Here is a 19,037-nt window from a genome sequence, read left to right as displayed (position 1 = left end):
CCCTCCCCTTGGCGGCCGGGCAGTCCGTGGACGAAGATCGGCGAGTGATGGGACACAGCCGACCGGAGGGGACCGCGGATGTATCACACCTGGATGCGGTACTTCACGCCCAGCCCCGCCCATCACCGGCTCGGCCTGGTGTGTCTGGGTGTCGGCCTCCAGCACGGCGCCCTGCCCGTGGTCGGCCCGCGGGTCCTGGACCACCATGTGGCGGTGGTCATCAGCGCGGGCCGCGGATGGTTCCGCGGCGCGGACGGCCGCCGCCGTACCGTCACCGCGCCCGCGCTGCTCTGGCTCACCCCCGGGGTCACCCACCACTACGCCCCGGACCCGGATACCGGATGGGACGAGGCGTTCGTCGACTTCACGGGACCGGCCACCGCCGCCTACGCCGACCTGGGCTATCTTGACGCGGACGGCCCCGTGGTCGCGCTCACCGACACCGCCACCGCCCGGACGGCCATCGGCCGGATCGCCCGCGCCGCGCGTCAGGGCAATCCGTTCCTGGAGGTCGAGACCGCCGCCGCCGTCCATGAACTCCTCGTCGCCCTCCGCCGCGTCCGCGCCGACACCGGCGCCGACGGACATCCGGTGCTCCAGGCGCTGGCCCGGGACGCCTTCCAGCCGCTCTCGGTGACCGAACACGCCGCCCGGCACGGCATGACACCGGCCGCACTGCGCACCGCGGTACGCCGCGGGGCGGGGTGCAGCCCCAAGGACTATCTCCTCGGCATCCGGCTGGGCCGGGCCAAGGAACTCCTCGTCGGCACCGAACTGCCGGTCGCCGCCATCGCCCGCCGCGTCGGCTACGACGATCCCGCCTACTTCAGCAGGCTGTTCGCCCGCCGCGTGGGCACGGCACCGGTCCACTTCCGCGAGCAGCAGTGCCGCTCGGTCCCCGGTGGCTTCACCGACCGCGTCCCCGATCCGAGCCGCCCACCGACGATCCCGCCCTCGGCACCGGCGGACGACGCACGGCGCGGCGGCGGTGACCGGCGGCCGTGACCGGAGGCGGATGACCGGCGGCGGATGACCGGAGGCGGATGACCGGACGCGCGCCTTGGGCCGGCCGGACGGCTCCGGAGGGCGGCGGGGGGCACGGCTGGGGGCACGGCTTCAGCCATCGGAGGCCCCGGCGCGTGCTGATCCCCTGAGCTCGCTGGTGGACGGGGTGCGGCCGGTGCACGGCCCGGGCGGCACCGGCCGTACCCTCGGCCGCCGCGTGTTCCACTTCACCATCCCGAATACCGGACGGCCCCCTGCACACCGCCGGACGGGCCCGTACGCTGGCTGGTGCAGCTGGTTCGCCCCGTCCGCCAGGCGGGACGCGTCGTAAGAGGGAACCCGGTGGGAATCCGGGACTGCCCCGCAGCGGTGAGCGGGAACGACCGCCGTCATACGCACTGGGTCCGGTAGAGGGACCTGGGAAGCGACGGCCACTAGGTGTCCTCCCTCAAGAGGACGCGCCCGTGAGTCCGAAGACCTGCCATCTGCCCGCGTACAGACGACTCGTGCGCGGACACCCGGTGACCTCGAGGGCGGGTCGGCGTACATTCCGGTCGGACGACCGCGCGCGTGCCGCGCGAGGTCGTGGCGTCCGGTCCGTCACCCTTCGCGCTCTCCTCCGTCGCCGGGATCTCAGGGATTCATCTCGCGAAGGAGATCTCCGTGACACCGAAGTCCGCAGCCGCGGCAGCACGGGCCACCGTGTACGGCTACCCCCGCCAGGGCCCGAACCGGGAACTGAAGAAGGCGATCGAGGGCTACTGGAAGGGCCGCGTCACCGCCGACGCGCTCCGGGCCACCGCCGCCGAACTGCGCGGCGCCACCTGGAAGCAGCTGGCCGGGGCGGGTATCGACGAAGTTCCCACGGGTGACTTCTCGTACTACGACCACGTGCTCGACACCACCGTCATGGTCGGCGCGATCCCCGACCGCCACCGGGACGCCGTCGCGGCCGATCCGCTCGACGGCTACTTCGCGATGGCGCGGGGCACACAGGACGTGGCACCGCTGGAGATGACCAAGTGGTTCGACACCAACTACCACTACCTGGTTCCGGAGCTGGGTCCGGACACGGTGTTCACGGCCGACTCCGCCAAGCAGGTCGCGGAGCTGACGGAAGCCCTCGCCCTCGGCCTTGCGGCGCGGCCGGTCCTGGTCGGGCCCGTCACCTACCTCCTCCTCGCCAAGCCCGCCCCCGGCGCGCCCGCGGACTTCGAGCCGCTCACCCTCCTGGACCGTCTGCTTCCGGTGTACGCCGAGGTGCTGGCCGACCTGCGGGCGGCCGGTGCCGAGTGGGCGCAGCTCGATGAGCCCGCCCTGGTCCAGGACCGCACGCCGGCCGAGCTGAACGCCGCCGGCCGCGCCTACCGCGATCTCGGCGCCCTCGCCGACCGTCCGAAGCTGCTGGTCGCCTCGTACTTCGACCGCCTCGGCGAGGCCCTGCCCGTACTGGCCAAGGCCCCGGTCGAGGGGCTGGCGCTGGACTTCACGGAGGCCGCCGCCGCCAATCTGGACGCGCTCGCCGCCGTCGGCGGGCTGCCCCGCAAGCGGCTGATCGCCGGTGTCGTGAGCGGCCGCAACATCTGGGTCAACGACCTGGAGAAGTCCCTGGCCAGGCTCGGCACCCTGCTGGGGCTGGCCGACCGGGTCGATGTGGCCGCCTCCTGCTCGCTGCTGCACGTCCCCCTCGACGCGACGGGCGAGCGGGACATCGCACCGCAGATCCTGCGCTGGCTGGCCTTCGCCCGGCAGAAGACCGCGGAGATCGTCACCCTCGCCAAGGGCCTGGCCCGCGGCACCGACACGATCACCGCCGAACTGGCCGCGAACCGGGCCGCCCTCGCCTCCCGTGCCAACTCCCCCATCACCCGTGACCCGGCCGTCCGCGCCCGCACCGGCGCGGTCACCGAGGCCGACGCCCGCCGCTCCCAGCCGTACGCCGAACGCGCCGCGGCCCAGCGCGACCGCCTCCGCCTGCCGCTGCTGCCGACCACCACCATCGGCTCCTTCCCGCAGACCGGCGAACTGCGCACCGCCCGCGCCGACCTGCGCGCCGGCCGCATCGACACGGCCGGGTACGAGGAGCGCGTCAAGGCCGAGATCCAGGAGGTGATCTCCTTCCAGGAGAAGACCGGCCTGGATGTGCTGGTGCACGGCGAGGCCGAGCGCAACGACATGGTCCAGTACTTCGCCGAGCAGCTCACCGGCTATCTCGCCACACAGCACGGCTGGGTGCAGTCCTACGGCACCCGCTACGTCCGCCCGCCGATCCTGGCCGGTGACATCTCGCGCCCCGAGCCGATGACCGTGCGCTGGACGGCCTACGCCCAGTCCCTCACCGACCGTCCGGTCAAGGGCATGCTCACCGGGCCGGTCACCATGCTCGCGTGGTCCTTCGTCCGCGACGACCAGCCCCTCGGCGACACCGCCCGCCAGGTCGCCCTCGCCCTGCGCGACGAGGTGGGCGACCTGGAGGCGGCCGGGACCTCGGTCATCCAGGTGGACGAACCCGCCCTGCGCGAGACCCTTCCGCTGCGCACCGAGGACCGGCCCGGCTATCTGTCCTGGGCGACCGAGGCCTTCCGCCTCACCACCGGCGGCGTACGGCCCGGCACCCAGATCCACACCCATATGTGCTACGCCGAGTTCGGCGACATCGTCCAGGCGATCGACGACCTCGACGCCGATGTCATCAGCCTGGAGGCCGCCCGCTCCCATATGCAGGTGGCCCGCGAGCTGGCCGCCCACGGCTATCCGCGCGAGGCCGGGCCCGGTGTGTACGACATCCACTCCCCGCGCGTGCCCAGCGCGCTGGAGGCGGCCGAACTGCTCCGCACCGGCCTCAGGGCCATCCCCGCCGAGCGGCTGTGGGTCAACCCCGACTGCGGTCTGAAGACCCGCGGCTGGCCCGAGACCCGCTCCGCACTGGAGAACCTGGTCACCGCGGCCCGTACGGTCCGCGGTGAGCTGCCCGCGTCCTGACCCGGACGACCGGCCGGGGCCGGGCGCCACGCGCTCCGGCCCCGGTGCCCCAGGCCGAGCCGACGCCGGACGTGGTCAGGCGGCTGTCGCGCCGGACGGGGGGCGCCGACGGAGCGCCTGGTCCATCGACTTCCGCCAGCCCCCGGGCGTGACGCCCTCCCTGGCCGAAAAGGCACGGCTCAGCGCGCTTCCGGTGTCGTAGCCGACCCTGACCGCGATCTCCTGAACGCTCAGCGGCGTCTCCCGGAGCAGCACCTTCACCCGGTACATGCGCCATGAGGTGAGGTAGCCCAGCGGGGTGTCCCCCGTCTTCTCCTTGAACGAGGCGGCGAACGCCGAGCGCGACATCCCCGCCTTGCGGGCGAGTTCGTCGACCGTCCACGGATGGGCCAGGTCCGCGTGCAACTCCCGCATGGCGACGGCCAGCCGGGGGTCCCGCAGTGCGGCGATCCAGCCGATGGTGCCGCCCCCGACATCGGCGCAACAGCTCCGTAGTGCCTGGACGAAGAGCACATCGGACAGCCGGCTCATGATGAAGCCACCACCGAGCCCGCCTGCCGCGCTCTCCCTCGCGATGAGGTCGAACGTGGTGCGCAGGAGGTGGCCGGAGGTGTGGTCCAGGTTCAGCCGGAACAACGGTGGCAGCAGCGCGAAGAGTGGTTCGGCCGCCACGGCGTCGAAGGCGAACCGGCTGGACACGATCTGCGTCAGCTCACCGTCACCCCCGACGCGGGCCGCGTTGCCGGGAGCTTGGGAGACCAGTCCGTCGCAGTCGACGACCTCACTGCCCGTGGTGTCCTGAAGGGTGAACCTCACGCCCGCGCGGACCAGGAAGCAGTCGTTGGCCTCCAGACGTTGCGGCCCGGCGAGCGTGTCCCCGACGAGCCAACACGAACCGCTGGAGATCAGGACCAGCCGGGCGAGGTCCCGGGGAGGGAAGGAGATGCCCCACGGCGCACGGGCGTCCACCCGTACGTACCGCGCGTCCTCGATCTTCATGGTGGCAAGAAGGTCGTCGATGGGATCCATCTCCACCCTCCTGGACGATCTGCGCCAAACCACGGACGCAAGGATACAGATCGTCCAGCCGTGCCGCCCTATCGTGGAGATGTTCAAAGAACAAAGGAGGGGAAATGCGAACATTCCAGATCGACACGGGCGGCGGCCTGATCGCCCCGGCCACCCGTCCGGTGCCGGCCCCGTCGGCGGGCGAAGTGCTGGTCCGCGTCAAGGCCAGCTCCATCAACGCGCGCGACCTGCTCATCGTCTCCGGCAGGTATTCCATCGAGGTGCCGCCGGGGCGCATCCCGCTCTCCGACGGCGCGGGCGTCGTGGAGGCGGTCGGGGACGGGGTTTCGCGGTTCCGGGTGGGGGACCGCGTCGTGAGCACCTTCCATCCGACCTGGCTGTACGGTCCCTTCCCGCAGTGGGGGGAATTCCACGGGACCCAGCGCGATGGCTGGCTCACCGAGTACATCGCCCTCGACGAGCAGAGCCTGGTCGCCATGCCGGACCAGCTCTCCTTCGAGGAAGCGGCCACGCTTCCCTGTGCCGCGCTCACCGCGTGGTCGGCGGTGAGCGGAGTCGGCCCGGGCGATACGGTCCTGATCCAGGGCTCGGGCGGGGTGTCGGTCTTCGCGCTGCAGTTCGCCCGTCTGGCCGGGGCACGTGTGCTCGCCACGACATCCAGCGATGAGAAGGCCCGACGGCTCGGCGCGCTCGGCGCGTCCGATGTCGTCGACTACGTCAGCACACCGGAGTGGGGCGCCCAGGTGCGGGCGCTCACCGGTGGCGGTGCCGACCGTGTCGTCGAGATCGGTGGCGCCGGAACGCTCGCCCAGTCCGTCGAAGCCGTGGCCTACGGCGGGCAGATCGCCCTCGTCGGCAATCTCGCGGCGGGCGGCGGGATGGATGTGACGCGATTCTTCCGCCGCGCCGCCACGCTCAGGTCGATCAGCGTCGGCAGCCGGAGCGACTTCGAGCGGATGAACAAGGTCATCGGCCGGCATCGGCTGCGGCCCGTCATCGACCGTGTCGTGCCCTTCGACCAGGCGCCGGAGGCGTTCGCCCACTTCGAGAAGGGGCCACGCTTCGGCAAGGTCGTCATCGGTCACTGACGACGTACGGCCCCTGATCCTCTACGGCCACTGATCCTCTACGGCCACCGAGAGGCGGGTCACGGGCGCGGAGCGGCGGTGCGGGCGCCGGTGACGCGGAGGAGGTCGAGCTTGCCCGCGTCACTGCTTCCGGTCGCCGCCGTGTAGGTGACCATGCGCAGGTCCGCGCCGGGGACGACGAGGACATCGCAGTCCAGGTGGATGTCTCCGGCCTCCTGATGCCGGATCGTCTTCCGGTCGCTCGTGTGCTGGGCGGCGGTCGTCCGGGTGGCCCAGTAGTGCGCGAACACCTCGGACTCCGCCCGCAGTTCCCGCACCAGCCGCTGGAGCCGGCCGTCGGCGGGGTAACGGGAGACGGCGTCCTTGAGGTCGGCGACGATCGAGGCTTCGAAGGTGTCCTGCCCGCGCGCGGGCCGGATGTGAAGGGTCGCGGCGCGGGCGGCACCGCTGCCGAACAGGGCGCGGGCCAGGCTGCGTTCGGCGGCCGGGAGGGTGGCGGCGTCGCCGTGCAGGGCACTCCACATGGCGTTCCACCACACCAGGGTCCAATCCGCGGTGAACACCCCGATCGGGACGTCGCCCAGGCGCGCGGCGAGCCGCTGGATGCCCGGGGGCACATGGGCGTTGACCGTCCCGTCGCGCGGGGGAAGGAGCCCGGCGCCGCGGTAGAGCTGGTCGCGCTCGGCGCGGGAGAGCTGGAGGGCGCGGGCGAGGGCGCCGACGACCTGGTCCGAGGGGTTCTTCGCACGCCCCTGCTCCAGGCGCAGGATGTAGTCGACCGAGAGCCCGGCCAGCTGTGCGAGCTCCTCGCGGCGCAGTCCCGGGGCGCGGCGGGTGGCCGTCGGGGCGAAGCCGGCGTCGGCCGGGGAGAGACGGTCGCGCCAGGCGCGCAGGAGCGCGGCGAAGTCGGAGCCGGAGGAAGCCATGGGTTCATTCTCGCCGTGCGGCGCCGGATGAGCCTGGGTACTGCCAGTCCTAGTGACGCGGACGGCACTGGCCGGCGGGGGCGGAGGCGGCGAACGTGGAGCCCGCCGCGCCCGGTCCGGGCGCCATCGGCCGACCAGTGAAGGACCCCTTGATGAAGCACACCCTGGTGATGACGGGCGCGAGCCGCGGGATCGGCCGCGCCGCGGCGGAGCACATCCTGCGCCACTCGCCCCATACCCACCTCGTCGTGGTGGCCCGCGCGTCCTCCGGCGCCCGGCTCGCCGAGGAACTCGCCGGGGGCGGGCACACGGTCTCGCATGTGTCGGCGGACCTCGCCTCGCTGCGGAGTGTCCGCTCCGCCGCCGCCCAGATCCGTGACCGGCTGGAGCGCGGTGATCTGCCACCGCTGCGCGGGTTCGTGGGCAACGCGGGCATGCAGTACACCAACGCGCTGACCGAGTCCCCCGAGGGGTTCGAGGCCACGTTCGCCATCAACGTGCTCGCCAACCATCTCTTCGTCCGCCTGCTCCAGGACCACTTCGCCGCGCCCGCCCGGATCGTGATCACCGTCAGCGACACCCACTTCGGCGACTTCAGGCACAACCTGGGCATGGTGCCGAGCCCGGTGTGGAACTCCCCCGATGTCCTCGCCCGTCCGGGCGCCTTCCCCGGGCCGGGCACCACGGCCGGTGGCCGCACCGCGTACTCGACGAGCAAGCTGGCCGCCATCCACCTCGTGCACGAGTACGCGCGCCGGCTTCCGGCCGGGATCGACGCCATCGCCTACAACCCGGGCTTCGTCCCCGGCACCGGCCTCGCCCGCAACGCGGGTCCCGTCTCCCGGTTCGCCATGCGGCGCGTCCTGCCGGTGCTGACCCTCACCCCGTTCGCCACCGGCCGGGCCACCGCGGGCCGCCACCTCGCCGATGTCGTCCTGGGCACGATCCCCGCACCGACCGGCTCCTATGTCGACCGCGCCGAGGTGGCGCGGTCGTCGCGGGAGTCGTACGACCCGCAGCGCGAGCGCGAACTCTGGGACGCCGTCGAACGGTTCACCGTGGCCCACGCGGCCTGACCACTGGAGGTGTCCGGGGATGCGGCGGAGACCGGATCCCGACCGGATCAGCCCAGCTCCGCGACGAGCTCCGCCACCTGCCCGGGCATGGACAAGAACGGCGAGTGGGAGGCGTCGAGCGCCGCGACCGCGGTCGGATTGTCCGGGAAGGCCACGGTGGCGTCGCTGATGAGCTTCTTCTGGAGCGCCGGGCGCACCGCCATGTCCCGTGCGCAGGTGATGTAGGTACGGGGGACCGAGCCCCAGCCGTCGCGGGTGAGGGTGGTGGTACCGAGCGCGATGCCGATCGGAGCGTCGGGCGTCAGCAGTCCGAAGGCCGCCTCGGCGACGGCCGGGTCGACGTCGCCGTAGAACGCGTCCCGCAACTGGCGGCGATATGCCACGTCGCCCGAGACGAGGTCCAGCCGCAGCGCCCCGATCGCGGCGGGATCGGCGCGGACGCAGGACTGGACGAGGGCGCCCGCGTTCTCGGGCATCCGGACATAGGCGAGGGCGGGGACGTCCGAGGCTGGCATGAGCGCGGTCAGATACACCGCGTGGGCCACCGACCCGGGTGCCTGCTCCGCGGCCCGCGTCAGTACGGTGCCGCCCATGCTGTGGGCGATCACCGTGACCGGGCCGCCCCGGCCGACCCGTTTGATCTGCGACACCAGGAGGTCACCCGCCTGGTCGAGGTCCACGTCCGCCACCGGCGAGACCTCGGTGGCCAGTGCCTCGGCGTCGAAGGGGCGGCGGGTGAGGCAGGCGGGGCGGCGTGCGCGCAGCCCGTGGCCTGCCATGTCCACCGCGACAGCCGAGCGGCCGGCCCCGGCCAGAGCGGCGATCACCTCGGTCCAGCACCAGGCCCCATGCCAATTGCCGTGCAGGAACAGCAGCGGGGTGGCTCGAGCGGGCATCGTCGCTCCCTTGCGCCGTGGGGATCGCAGTGCGGTCCGTCACCGTAGACCGCGGAAGGCGGCCCGCACCTCCTCCACCAGCACGTCGGGGTGCTCCAGCCCCGGAAAATGACCGCCTCGGTCCAATGCGTGCCAGGACCGCAGATCCATATAGCGCCGCTCGGCCCAGCGCCTGGCCGTGGGCCATGGCTCGGCCGGGAAGAGCGAGCACGCGGTCGGCACGGTCACGGGCCGGGCGTTCTCCTCTTCCGCGCTGCGCGGCGTCCAGCGCAGCGCCTCCCAGTACCAGCGGGAGGTGGACGCTCCGGTGCCGGTGAGCCAGTACAGCGCGATGCCCTCGGCCTGCCGGTCGAGGCTCACCCCTCCCCCGGCCTCGGCCCGGGTGTCGGCGTAGGCGGCGAACTTCTCGCCCAGCCAGGCGGCCAGCCCGGCGGGCGAGTCGACCAGGGCGTAGCCGAGGGTCTGGGGCCGGGTGCCCATCTGGATCCCGAAGCCGTAGCCGTCGGCCAGGTGCAGATCACGCCGTTCGATCATGCGCGCCTCGGCCGGGGTGGCGGTGTCCCGGTCCTGCGGGAGCGGTGAGGCCACCGGCATCGTCAGGTGCAGACCGATCACCCGCGAGGGAAACCGGCGGGCCAGCTCGGTGCTGATGAACGCGCCCCAGTCGCCGCCGTGCGCGGCGAAGCGGTCGTACCCCAGGCGGCTCATCAGCGTGGCCCAGGCGTCGGCCGTCCGGGCGGGATTCCACCCCGTCTCCGTGGGGCGGCCGCTGAAGCCGAACCCGGGCAGCGACGGGACGATGACGTCGAAGGCGTCGGCCGGGTCGCCGCCATGGCCGGCCGGATCGGTGAGCGGTCCGATGACCTGCTCGAACTCCAGGATCGACCCGGGCCAGCCGTGGGTCAGCAGCAGCGGCATCGCGGCGGGCTCCGGCGACCGCACATGCCAGAAAGCCAGCTCCAGGTCGTCGATGACGGTGCGGAAGTGGCCGATCGCGTTCCAGGTCTTCTCGCGCGCCCGCCAGTCCACCTCGCGCAACGCCGCGAGGAGCGCCCGCATCCGGTCCAGCGGCACGCCTTGGGACGCGTCGGTCACGGTCTCGGGTTCGGGGAGGCGGACGCGGTCCAGCCGGGAGCGCAGATCGTCGAGGTCGGCGTCGGGGACGGAGATGGCGAAGGGTTCGATGTCGGGCGGCACCGCGCCCGCGGGGTAGGTCGGCACGCCACGAACGCTAGGACCGGCCCGGGGCCGCGGGAATGCGCGCGATTGCCGTACAGGGATCACCGATTGCGGTAGGCCGACGGCCGGACTCCCGTATGCCGTAGGAACGCCGTGGACAGTGAGCCGGGGCTGCCGAATCCGCATCGCGTGGCGACCTGGGCGACGGACAGCCCACCGGCTCCGAGCAGCCGCTGCGCCTCCTCGACCCGCAGCCGGGTGAGATAGCGGTGCGGCGTCTGACCCGTGGCCTCCTTGAACACCCGGATGAAGTGGTAGACGCTGAAGCCGACTTCGGAGGCCAGGTCGGCCACCGTCAACGGCCCGCCGAGCCGGTCCCGCATCATCGCCACGGCCCTGTGCACCCAGGGCCCTTCGGCGCTCTCCCGGCTCGCCTTCGCCGGCCGGACGCCGCCGCCGAGCAGATGCACGGCGAGGAACGTCGCCGCGGACTCCGCGTACAGGTCCTCGGCCTCACCGGCCGCGCCCAGCGACCGCAGGGTGTGTTCGACGAGCGGATCCCCCGAGGCCACCGCGGCGGCCATCCGCTCATAGTCGACGCCCGCCCCGCCCAGCTGCTCTACCGTACGGGCGACGGTGACGTGTGGAATGTGCACCTGGAGGGTCCGCAAGGGGGCCACGGACCGGTAGCGGCGCACCGACGCCACGCCCGGAAGGGCCATATCGACCTGTCCGGGCAGCCAATGCCGCCGCTGCCAGCGGCCACCGGTGTGAGTCTCCATCGACGCGTCGCCCGCGACCGTCAGCACCAGGTGCAGATCGTCGGTGGCGGGCAGTGCCACCCGCTCCACGCGCGCAGTGTGATGGAACCGCTGCAGCAGCAGCGACCGCCAGCCCAGGCTGTCCCAGCTGCTGAACGTCCGCTCGACATACGGGTTGGCGTCGAATCCGGTATACGGCTCGAGGTCGAAGTCGGGAGCGTCGCACACCACATCGAGCATACCGATGGCCGGTGCGGACCGGGCCTTCCCTGGCGTTCGGTCCCTCAGGCGTCCAGGGAGGGGTAGTCGATGAATCCCTCGTCAGTGCCGCCGTAGAAGGTCGTCGTATCGGGTGTGTTGTACGGTCCGCCCGCTCGCAGCCGGGCCGGCAGGTCGGGGTTGGCGAGGAAGAGCGCGCCGAAGGACAGCATGTCGGCCGTGCCGTCCTCGATGAGCGTCAGGTCCGCCGCGCTGGTGAATCCATCCGTCGCGGGGTTGAGGATGAAGGTTCCGGAGAACTCCTTGCGCAGGAGATTGCTCAGATCGCGGGAGCTTTCGACGACATGCAGATAGGCAGGGCCGGTCTCGTTCAGCCGGCGGACCAACTGGGCGTAGGTGGGCTCGAGCTCGGGCTCCTCGATTCCGTTGTAGCGAATGCCGGGCGAGATACGTATCCCCGTGCGCCGTGCCCCGATGGCCTCCGACACGGCCGCGACCACCTCCGCCGCGAACCGGACCCGGCCTTCGACCGAGCCGCCCCACTCATCGGTGCGCAGATTGGAGCTGGGCGCCAGGAACTGGTGGATCAAGTAGCCGTACGCGGCGTGCAGTTCGACCCCGTCGAACCCCGCCTCCACGGCGTTGCGCGCGGCCCGGGCGAAATCCGCGATCGTCTCCCGCACCTCCTGGGAGGTCAGCGCGCGGGGGGTGGTGAAGTCCTTCATGCCGTGGACGGTGAACAGCCGGCCGGGAGCGGCGATGGCCGACGGGGCGACGTGCACCATCCCCTCGGGCAGCAGATCGGGATCGCCGATCCTGCCGACGTGCGCGAGCTGGGCGAAGACCGTGCCGCCCTCGGCGTGCACCGCGTCGGTGACGCGGCGCCAGGCGGCGATCTGCTCGGCGCTGTGCAGCCCCGGGGTGTAGGGGAAGCCCTGGCCGACCGCCGATGGCCGCGACCCCTCCGTGATGATCAGGCCGGCGGTGGCCCGCTGCGCGTAGTACGTCGCCATCGAGTCGGTGGCCGTATCGCCGGGCCCGAACGCACGGGCCCGGCCCATGGCGGGCATGACCAGGCGGTTGCGGAGGCGCAGCCCGGCAAGGTCGATCGGATCGAAGGGTGTGGTCACAACGGCTCCCGCGGGTTGAGGGACATGACGTCGAACGACGAGATCGTTGGTTGGCCAACGATCTCGCCGGAGAGCCACCATAGCCCATTCATTGGTCGACCAATGATTGGGCGGCCACGATAGTCTTGCCCCCATGACCACAGAGCTCCCCCACACCGGCGCGACGGAGGACGGATACGGCGGCGCCGTCAGCCAGACCCTGGCGCGCGTTGCCCGCCTGCACCGCCTCGCCGGTGGCAGGCTGCTGCGTCCGACCGGCCTCTGTTCCGGTCAGGAATTCCTGATGATGGCCCTGTGGGATGCCGGACCGGTCCGCCAGTCGGAGCTGGCCAGGGCGCTCGACCTGGACCCGTCGACCGTGACCCTGACCCTGCGGCGACTGGAGCAGGGCGGGTATGTCATCCGCGCACGCGATCCGCATGACCGGCGCGTCATGCTCGTCCGGGCCTCGGAGGAGAGCTACGCCCTGCGGCCCGAGGTCGCGCAGGTCTGGGGGCAGCTGGAGGAGCACATCCTGGACGGGCTGGACGACGCGGAGCGGGAAGCCTTCGCCAGGATCCTCGCCAAGGTCGAGAAGAACCTCGCCCCCGGCGAGGACACCTCCCCCGACGTCTAGGCCCTGTCCGGCGGTCTCCGCGGGACAGGGCCTGGCGCGCGATCAGCGGTCAGTCATTGCGTGTCCATGAGCCCAGCACCATCAGCGTCTTGGTTCCGGTGACCTGCCCGACCCGGCGCAGGGCGTCGATGACCTGCTGCAGATGCTCGATGTCCCGCACCCGGACGTTCACCAGGGCGTCGGGGTCCCCGGCGATGGTGAAGACCGCCTGCACCTCGGGGACCGCGTAGGCGGTACGGACGATCTCCCCGACCGGGGTCGTACCGGTGTAGGACAGCTCCACGAACGCCTCGATGCCCCAGCCGAGCTTGGTGTGGTCGATCTGCACGGTGAAGCCCTTGATCACCCCGCTGTCCTTGAGCCGGTCCACGCGGCGTTTGACCGCGGCCACCGACAGCCCGACCTCGGGTGCCATCTCGGAAAAGGTGCGCCGGCCGTCCTCGCGCAGCATCCGCAGCAACTGGCGGTCCACGTCGTCGAACTCGGACATCGCCCCTCCGTTCCGCACCCCGCGCACACCCCGCACGCACGCAAATTCTTTTAGTACAGCACCCCCAATTGCCCCTTCATTTTGCGTCTTTTCGCCGATCAACCGCAACTTACTTGTGCTCGCCCTGAGGGTGTTGCTGTCCTAGGCCCGGACCCATGAACGTCGAGGACCTCGCCCCGTTCGTACCCCAGGAGCGCCCTTCATGCCTGTCGACCGTCTGCTTCCCACCCGTGAGGCGGAGGATCTGCTCGACCTCGTCCGCGAGATCGCCGACAAGGAGCTGGCCCCCCGCGTCGAGGAGCACGAGCGCACCGAGAGCTATCCCGAGGGGCTGTTCCGCCTGATGGGCGAGACCGGGCTGCTGGGTCTGCCCTACCCGGAGGAGTTCGGCGGAGGCGGCCAGCCCTACGAGGTCTATCTGCAGGTCCTCGAAGAGCTGGCCGCCCGCTGGGCCGCCGTCGCCATCGCCACCAGCGTCCACACCCTCGCCGCCTTCCCGCTGCTGACGTTCGGCACCCCCGCCCAGCGCGAGCGCTGGGCGGGGGACATCCTCGGCGGACGTCTCATCGGTGGCTACAGCCTGTCCGAGCCGCAGGCCGGATCCGACGCGGCGGCCCTGACCTGCCGCGCCGACAAGGCCCCCGACGGCTACCGGATCACCGGCGCCAAGGCGTGGATCACCCATGGCGGCAAGGCGGACTTCTACGCCCTGTTCGCCCGCACCGGTCCGGGCAGCGACGGCATCTCCTGCTTCTTCGCGCCCGGACACACCGACGGCCTCACCTTCGGCCGGCCCGAGGACAAGATGGGGCTGCACGCCATCCCCACCACCTCGGCGTTCTGGGACGATGCGCCGCTGGCCACCGACCGGCTCATCGGCGTCGAGGGCCAGGGGCTCCAGATCGCCTTCAGCGCCCTGGACTCCGGCCGGCTGGGCGTCGCCGCCTGCGCCACCGGGCTGGCCCAGGCCGCCCTGGACGCCGCGACCGCCTACGCCCACGAACGCACCACCTTCGGCCGCCGCATCATCGACCACCAAGGGCTCGGCTTCCTGCTGGCCGACATGGCCGCCGCGGTCGACTCGGCGCGCGCCACCTACGTGGACGCCGCCCGCCGCCGTGACCACGGACGCCCGTACACCCGCCAGGCGAGCGTCGCCAAGCTGACGGCGACCGACGCCGCCATGAAGGTCACCACGGACGCGGTCCAGGTCTTCGGCGGCTACGGATACACCCGCGACTTCCCCGTGGAGCGCTATATGCGCGAGGCGAAGATCATGCAGATCTTCGAGGGCACCAACCAGATCCAGCGGCTGATCATCAGCCGTCAGCTCGCCCACTGACCTGGCCCGGCGGGTGCTACCAGGGCACGGTCTGGCCCTGGTAGTTGAGGTACCGCAGGCCCGGTTCGCCGCTGTGGCGGTCGATCGTGTCCACCACGCCGGGGATGGACTGGTCGATGGTCAGCGGCGCGTCCGGTCCGCCGAGTTCGGTGCGGACATGGCCGGGGCACATGAGCAGCAGCGTGTGCGCGGCGTCGGCGTAGCGGGCGGCGTAGCTGCGCATCAGCTGGTTCAGGGCGGACTTGCTGGCGCGGTAGACGTCCTGACCGCCCCGAGTGTTGAAGCCGACGCTGCCCTGGCGCGAGGACATCACGCCGATCGTCCCGGCTGGCGCGACCAGCGAGCGGAGGGACTCGACGACCCGCATCGGGCTGAGCGCGTTGGTGACCATGACCTCGACGAACATCTCGGTCGGGACGTCGCCGATCGGGATGTTGCCCCGGGTGATGCCGGCGTTGACGAACAGCAGGTCGAGCGTGCGCTCCGCCAGGCGCTCGCGCAGCGCGGCGATCTGCTCGGGGGCCGTCATGTCCAGCGACTCGACGGTGACCCGGCCTCCGGACGCCTCGGCCAGGTCGTGGAGGCCGGTGCGCCGATCGCCACGGACGGTCCCGATGACGTTCCAGCCGCGGTGCGCGTACTCGGTGGCGAGGGCGAGTCCGAGGGTGCGGGACGCCCCGACGATGAGTGCGGTCTTGGAGCTCATGCCTGAACCTCCGGCTTGAGGACCTTCTCGCACCACTCGCGGAAGGTCGTGGGGCTGGTGATGCGAGGGGTGCGCGGTACGCCGTCGTCGAGGCCGTTGTTCTTGGCGTCCGCCATGTTGACGTAGGCCTCCACGAACGCGTCCCCGAGGCCGTGTCCGGCGAGTCCGGCGCGGAGGTCCTCGAGCGACTGGCGCTCGTAGCGGACCGGGCGGCCGAGCACATCGGACATGATGCGCGCCATGTCGATGGCCGAAAGGTCCTCGGGGCCCAGCACCGGGACCTCGCCCGTCCCCGTCCACGAGCGGTCGAGCAGCAGGCCGGCGGCGACCGCGGCGATGTCCCGGGTGGCGGCCGTCGGTGCGGTGCGGTCGGGGGCGGCGGTGTCGGTGTACACGCCGTCGTCGCGGATCGAGGCCCGCTGCCGCAGCAGGTTGTCCATGAAGGACGGGCAGGCGAGCGCCCGGTAGGCCACGCCGGTGCTCGCGATGAGGTCGTCCATGGCCAGGGACGCCGTCACATGGCCGGCGCGGTCGGCGACGGGGGTGCCGCGGCCGAGCGCCGAGACGCCGACGACGTGTCCGACTCCGTGGGCCGTGAACGCCTTCGCGGCGGCGCGGGTGAAGCCGGAGTACGCGGTGTCCATGCTCGGCGTCCGCGGGTCCGGCGGGACCAGCCAGAAGACGGCGTCCGCGCCGGCGAAGGCCCGGTCGACGACCTCGGGGTCGCCGTGCGAGCCGGTGACGACGTCGACGCGGGCACGGACCTCGTCGGGGAGTCGCGCGGGGTCGCGCACGATGACCCGCAGCTCTTCGCCGCGATCGGGGGTCTCGCCCAGCAGGATGTCCAGCAGCCGGCCGCCGATCTGGCCGGTGGGAGCAGTGATGACGATCATGCTGTGAGTCTCGGGGCGGCCACCTGCGGACGTCCAATACCCTTCCCGGCAATTGATACCTTCAGGGCATGGATCTCGATCTGCGCAAGCTCCGCTACTTCGTCGCGGTGGCCGAGCACCGGCACTTCGGCCGTGCGGCGGAACAGCTCTATATCGCCCAGCCGGTCCTCAGCCGCCAGATCAGGGCCTTCGAACAGGAGATGGAGTGCACGCTGCTGGTACGGAGCACCCGCAGCGTGGAGCTGACCGATGCCGGGAAGCGGCTCTACGAGGAGGCGCAGCGGATCCTGGCGACCGTCGCCTCGGCCGTGCGGAGCGTCCACGACGTGGATCGGGGCGTCCAACGGCTCGTGGTCGCCTTCTGCTCCGGGCTGTATGTGTCGGAGGCGCTCCGGGCGTTCTCGGCGCGCCACCCGGAGGTCGAGACCGATGTCGTCCCGGTGCGCTGGTGGGAGCAGGACGCGCCACTGCGCGACGGCCGCGCCCAAGTCGCCTATCTGCGGCGGCCGTTCGACCACTCGGACTTGCGCATCATCCCCATCGGCCACGAGACCAGGGTCGCCTGCATGCCCGCGGCGCATCCGCTGGCGTCCCGTCAGGAGCTCACCTCCGCGGACCTCGACGGCGAGCGGATGCTCGACGCGCCGACGCGACGGACCTCCTCGCTCGAAGAGAAGTTCGAGCTCATCGCCTCCGGGCAGGGCATCGCGCTCGTCCCGCTGAGTGTCGCGCGGTCCTACTCCCGCCCCGAACTCGTCCACCTCCCCGTCACGGACGCGCCATTGGTCGAGACCTGCCTGGCCGTCCTCGCGGACCGGCGGGAGAAGGTGCTGCGCGACTTCCTGGAGATCGCCACCGAGACGCTGCGGGCCGGCACCACCTGAGCGATCGGCGGCCACGCGCCGCCGTGAACACGGCCTAGCGATGCCCGTCCCAGAGGGACCGCAGGCGCGGGCGGGGATCCCTCTGGACCGCCGAGACGGTGTCGAAGCGCATGGTGGTGCGGTGCCGGGTGCCGTACGCGGGCCAGCCGGGGTCTCCGTCGGTGGCGAAGGAGACCCACGCGCGGTGCATGGCGTCGGCCAGCTGCCCTGGGAGGCCGTCGCCGAGCAGCGGGGCGAGCGCCGGATCGTGGAGGTTGTCGAAGACGAAGGGGATCTCGGCGGCGTGGCAGGCGCCGAGGCGCCCGTCGAAGGTGGGTGGCCGCCAGGCGAACTCGTAGACGTGGGTGGCGCCGGTGTGGCCGGTGCGTGCCTCGGCGAGGCGGATGGCCGGGAGGCGGTAGAACCAGTCGGTGGCCAGGGCGGCCAGCAGCTCGCCGGGGGAGCCATCCGGGTGTTCCGCGCGATAGGCGGCCACGGCCTCGTCGGGGTCGGGACCGTAGCCGGCGGCCACCGTGCGCAGTTCGGGTTCGCCGATGAGGTCGAGCATGCCGGAGGGCACGAGGAAGAGCCGGTACTCGTCGCTGTTGGTGCCGACGAGGACATCGACATCGGCGGCGGCACCGCCGGCGATGGCCTCGATCGGGGGTGCGGGCAGCAGATCGCCGTCGACGACGGGTTCGAGGGGCATCAGATTCCGTGCGACCTCGCCCCACCGGGCGGGGTCGGGCTCGGCGAGGACGGCGGAGCCCAGGTCTTCCACCGCGTCGGCGAGCCGGCGCGGCGGAAGGGTGGCGAGGGCCCGGCGGGTCGGCGGCACGCCGAGCAGCTCGGCCAGGTGGTGGCCGATCCGCCGGGCGGTGGCCCGGGTGAGGACGTGGTGTGCCGCGCCGCTCTGCAGGACGGCCCGGCGGATGAGACCGGCGGTGCGGGGCGCGGCAAGCAGCGCTCCGATGCTCATGGCACCGGCGGACTGGCCGAAGAGGGTGACGTTGTCGGGGTCGCCGCCGAACGCGGTGATGTTCTCCCGCACCCAGCGCAGCGCGGCGAGCTGGTCGTGCAGGCCGAGATTGGCGGTGTCGCCCTCACCGAGGAAGAGAAATCCCTCCGCGCCCAGGCGGTAGTTGACGGTGACGCAGACGACGCCGTCGCGGGCGAACCGGCTGCCGTCGTAGAGCGGCACCGCGCCGGAGCCCTGGGTGAAGGCGCCGCCGTGCAGCCAGACCATGACGGGCAGCCGTCCGGCCGGGTCCGGCGTCCAGACGTTGAGGTTGAGGCAGTCCTCGCCGGGGATGTCCACCTCGGGGAGGAGCCGATCGGCGGGGGCGCGATAGGGGGCCTTCGGCGCGGTGGCCCCATAGGCCAGGGCGTCGCGAACGCCCTGCCAGGGCCGGACGGGCCGCGGCGGCAGGAAGCGGTTCGGGCCGAAGGGCGGCGCGGCGTAGGGGATGCCCTTGAACGCGGCGATTCCGCGGGTGGACGCACCGAGCAGGGCGCCGCTGGGCGTGGAGACGGTGACCATGGGAGTCCTTCCTCCGGGGGTGGGGCACCGGCGGCCCGCTTGTCCACCCACTTGGACGAGCACGACGAAGATGACGGGGTGAAGGGAAAGCGCCTGCACGGTGATCGCGCGAGCAGAGGGTACGTTGGCACGCACCGACCGGAATACGAGGGACATCATGGCCGCGAGGACATCGGCAGGCGGGCCGCGAAGGATGCGGGCGCGTCAGGCGGGAGCGGGTCTGGGGCTGGCGGTGCTGACCGCTGTGGCCGTGGCCGGCTGCGGTGGATCGGACCGGACCGACGGGGCGCCCTCGC

17 protein-coding genes and 1 riboswitch are annotated in these 19,037 nt (G+C 72.1%); of the genes, 7 read left to right on the top strand and 10 right to left on the bottom strand.

The annotated features are described in order from the left end of the window. Positions 1 to 78: 78 nt before the first annotated feature. Positions 79 to 1,005, top strand: a complete 927-nt coding sequence (locus J8403_RS36260; protein WP_211126858.1) for a helix-turn-helix domain-containing protein — start codon at positions 79 to 81, stop codon at positions 1,003 to 1,005. Positions 1,006 to 1,283: 278 nt separating this feature from the next. After that, a riboswitch (cobalamin riboswitch) is annotated at positions 1,284 to 1,505 on the top strand. A gap of 163 nt (positions 1,506 to 1,668) precedes the next feature. Further along, positions 1,669 to 3,987, top strand: coding sequence for a 5-methyltetrahydropteroyltriglutamate--homocysteine S-methyltransferase (metE, locus tag J8403_RS36255; RefSeq protein WP_211126857.1), 2,319 nt, complete (start codon positions 1,669 to 1,671; stop codon positions 3,985 to 3,987). 75 nt (positions 3,988 to 4,062) lie between these two features. On the opposite strand, the gene J8403_RS36250 is transcribed toward metE, so the two are convergent. Beyond that, entirely contained in the window at positions 4,063 to 5,016 is a 954-nt protein-coding gene (locus tag J8403_RS36250; protein ID WP_211126856.1) for an AraC family transcriptional regulator, read from the bottom strand. 104 nt (positions 5,017 to 5,120) lie between these two features. Here J8403_RS36250 and J8403_RS36245 point away from each other — a divergent pair, with 104 nt between their 5' ends. Further along, entirely contained in the window at positions 5,121 to 6,104 is a 984-nt protein-coding gene (locus J8403_RS36245) for a zinc-dependent alcohol dehydrogenase family protein (RefSeq protein WP_211126855.1), read from the top strand. Positions 6,105 to 6,163: 59 nt separating this feature from the next. Here the strand turns inward: J8403_RS36245 and J8403_RS36240 are convergent, their stop codons facing one another. Next, positions 6,164 to 7,030, bottom strand: coding sequence for a helix-turn-helix transcriptional regulator (locus J8403_RS36240; RefSeq protein ID WP_211126854.1), 867 nt, complete (start codon positions 7,028 to 7,030; stop codon positions 6,164 to 6,166). Positions 7,031 to 7,182: 152 nt separating this feature from the next. Between J8403_RS36240 and J8403_RS36235 the strand changes: the two genes are divergently transcribed. Beyond that, positions 7,183 to 8,106: an SDR family NAD(P)-dependent oxidoreductase gene (locus J8403_RS36235; protein WP_211126853.1), complete on the top strand. Its 924-nt coding sequence runs from the start codon at positions 7,183 to 7,185 to the stop codon at positions 8,104 to 8,106. A 47-nt stretch (positions 8,107 to 8,153) separates the two neighbouring features. Here J8403_RS36235 and J8403_RS36230 read toward each other — a convergent pair whose 3' ends face one another. From J8403_RS36230 to J8403_RS36215, 4 genes are read right to left on the bottom strand one after another with little or no spacing between them, the layout of a single operon-like run. After that, entirely contained in the window at positions 8,154 to 9,002 is an 849-nt protein-coding gene (locus tag J8403_RS36230; RefSeq protein WP_211126852.1) for an alpha/beta fold hydrolase, read from the bottom strand. A gap of 39 nt (positions 9,003 to 9,041) precedes the next feature. Continuing rightward, the gene (locus tag J8403_RS36225) at positions 9,042 to 10,223 is read right to left on the bottom strand and encodes an epoxide hydrolase family protein (RefSeq protein WP_246586156.1); all 1,182 of its coding nucleotides are present in this window, start codon (positions 10,221 to 10,223) and stop codon (positions 9,042 to 9,044) included. Positions 10,224 to 10,282: 59 nt separating this feature from the next. Next, on the bottom strand, positions 10,283 to 11,170 hold the full coding sequence (locus J8403_RS36220) for an AraC family transcriptional regulator (RefSeq protein ID WP_246586155.1): 888 nt from the start codon (positions 11,168 to 11,170) through the stop codon (positions 10,283 to 10,285). 56 nt (positions 11,171 to 11,226) lie between these two features. Then, positions 11,227 to 12,291 (bottom strand): alkene reductase, encoded by a 1,065-nt coding sequence (locus J8403_RS36215; protein ID WP_211126849.1) that lies wholly within the window; start codon positions 12,289 to 12,291, stop codon positions 11,227 to 11,229. Between the two features lie 133 nt (positions 12,292 to 12,424). Between J8403_RS36215 and J8403_RS36210 the strand changes: the two genes are divergently transcribed. After that, positions 12,425 to 12,907, top strand: a complete 483-nt coding sequence (locus tag J8403_RS36210; protein WP_211126848.1) for a MarR family winged helix-turn-helix transcriptional regulator — start codon at positions 12,425 to 12,427, stop codon at positions 12,905 to 12,907. Between the two features lie 49 nt (positions 12,908 to 12,956). On the opposite strand, the gene J8403_RS36205 is transcribed toward J8403_RS36210, so the two are convergent. Then, entirely contained in the window at positions 12,957 to 13,397 is a 441-nt protein-coding gene (locus J8403_RS36205; RefSeq protein ID WP_211126847.1) for an Lrp/AsnC family transcriptional regulator, read from the bottom strand. Positions 13,398 to 13,599: 202 nt separating this feature from the next. Between J8403_RS36205 and J8403_RS36200 the strand changes: the two genes are divergently transcribed. Further along, on the top strand, positions 13,600 to 14,739 hold the full coding sequence (locus J8403_RS36200) for an acyl-CoA dehydrogenase family protein (protein ID WP_211126846.1): 1,140 nt from the start codon (positions 13,600 to 13,602) through the stop codon (positions 14,737 to 14,739). 16 nt (positions 14,740 to 14,755) lie between these two features. Here J8403_RS36200 and J8403_RS36195 read toward each other — a convergent pair whose 3' ends face one another. Beyond that, positions 14,756 to 15,445: an SDR family NAD(P)-dependent oxidoreductase gene (locus tag J8403_RS36195; RefSeq protein ID WP_211126845.1), complete on the bottom strand. Its 690-nt coding sequence runs from the start codon at positions 15,443 to 15,445 to the stop codon at positions 14,756 to 14,758. Continuing rightward, the gene (locus J8403_RS36190) at positions 15,442 to 16,338 is read right to left on the bottom strand and encodes an NAD(P)H-binding protein (RefSeq protein WP_211126844.1); all 897 of its coding nucleotides are present in this window, start codon (positions 16,336 to 16,338) and stop codon (positions 15,442 to 15,444) included. The genes J8403_RS36195 and J8403_RS36190 overlap by 4 nt, the downstream gene beginning before the upstream one ends. Positions 16,339 to 16,406: 68 nt before the next feature. On the opposite strand from J8403_RS36190, the gene J8403_RS36185 reads away from it, so the two are divergent. Continuing rightward, positions 16,407 to 17,222, top strand: a complete 816-nt coding sequence (locus J8403_RS36185; protein WP_211126843.1) for a LysR family transcriptional regulator — start codon at positions 16,407 to 16,409, stop codon at positions 17,220 to 17,222. Positions 17,223 to 17,256: 34 nt separating this feature from the next. On the opposite strand, the gene J8403_RS36180 is transcribed toward J8403_RS36185, so the two are convergent. Further along, positions 17,257 to 18,741, bottom strand: coding sequence for a carboxylesterase/lipase family protein (locus J8403_RS36180; protein ID WP_211126842.1), 1,485 nt, complete (start codon positions 18,739 to 18,741; stop codon positions 17,257 to 17,259). Positions 18,742 to 19,037 lie beyond the last annotated feature (296 nt).

Origin of the sequence: Streptomyces yatensis (assembly GCF_018069625.1) — a bacterium.
Lineage (GTDB): Bacteria > Actinomycetota > Actinomycetes > Streptomycetales > Streptomycetaceae > Streptomyces > Streptomyces yatensis.
Note: the sequence above shows the minus strand (reverse complement) of the source record. Positions and strands in the feature narration are given on the sequence as shown.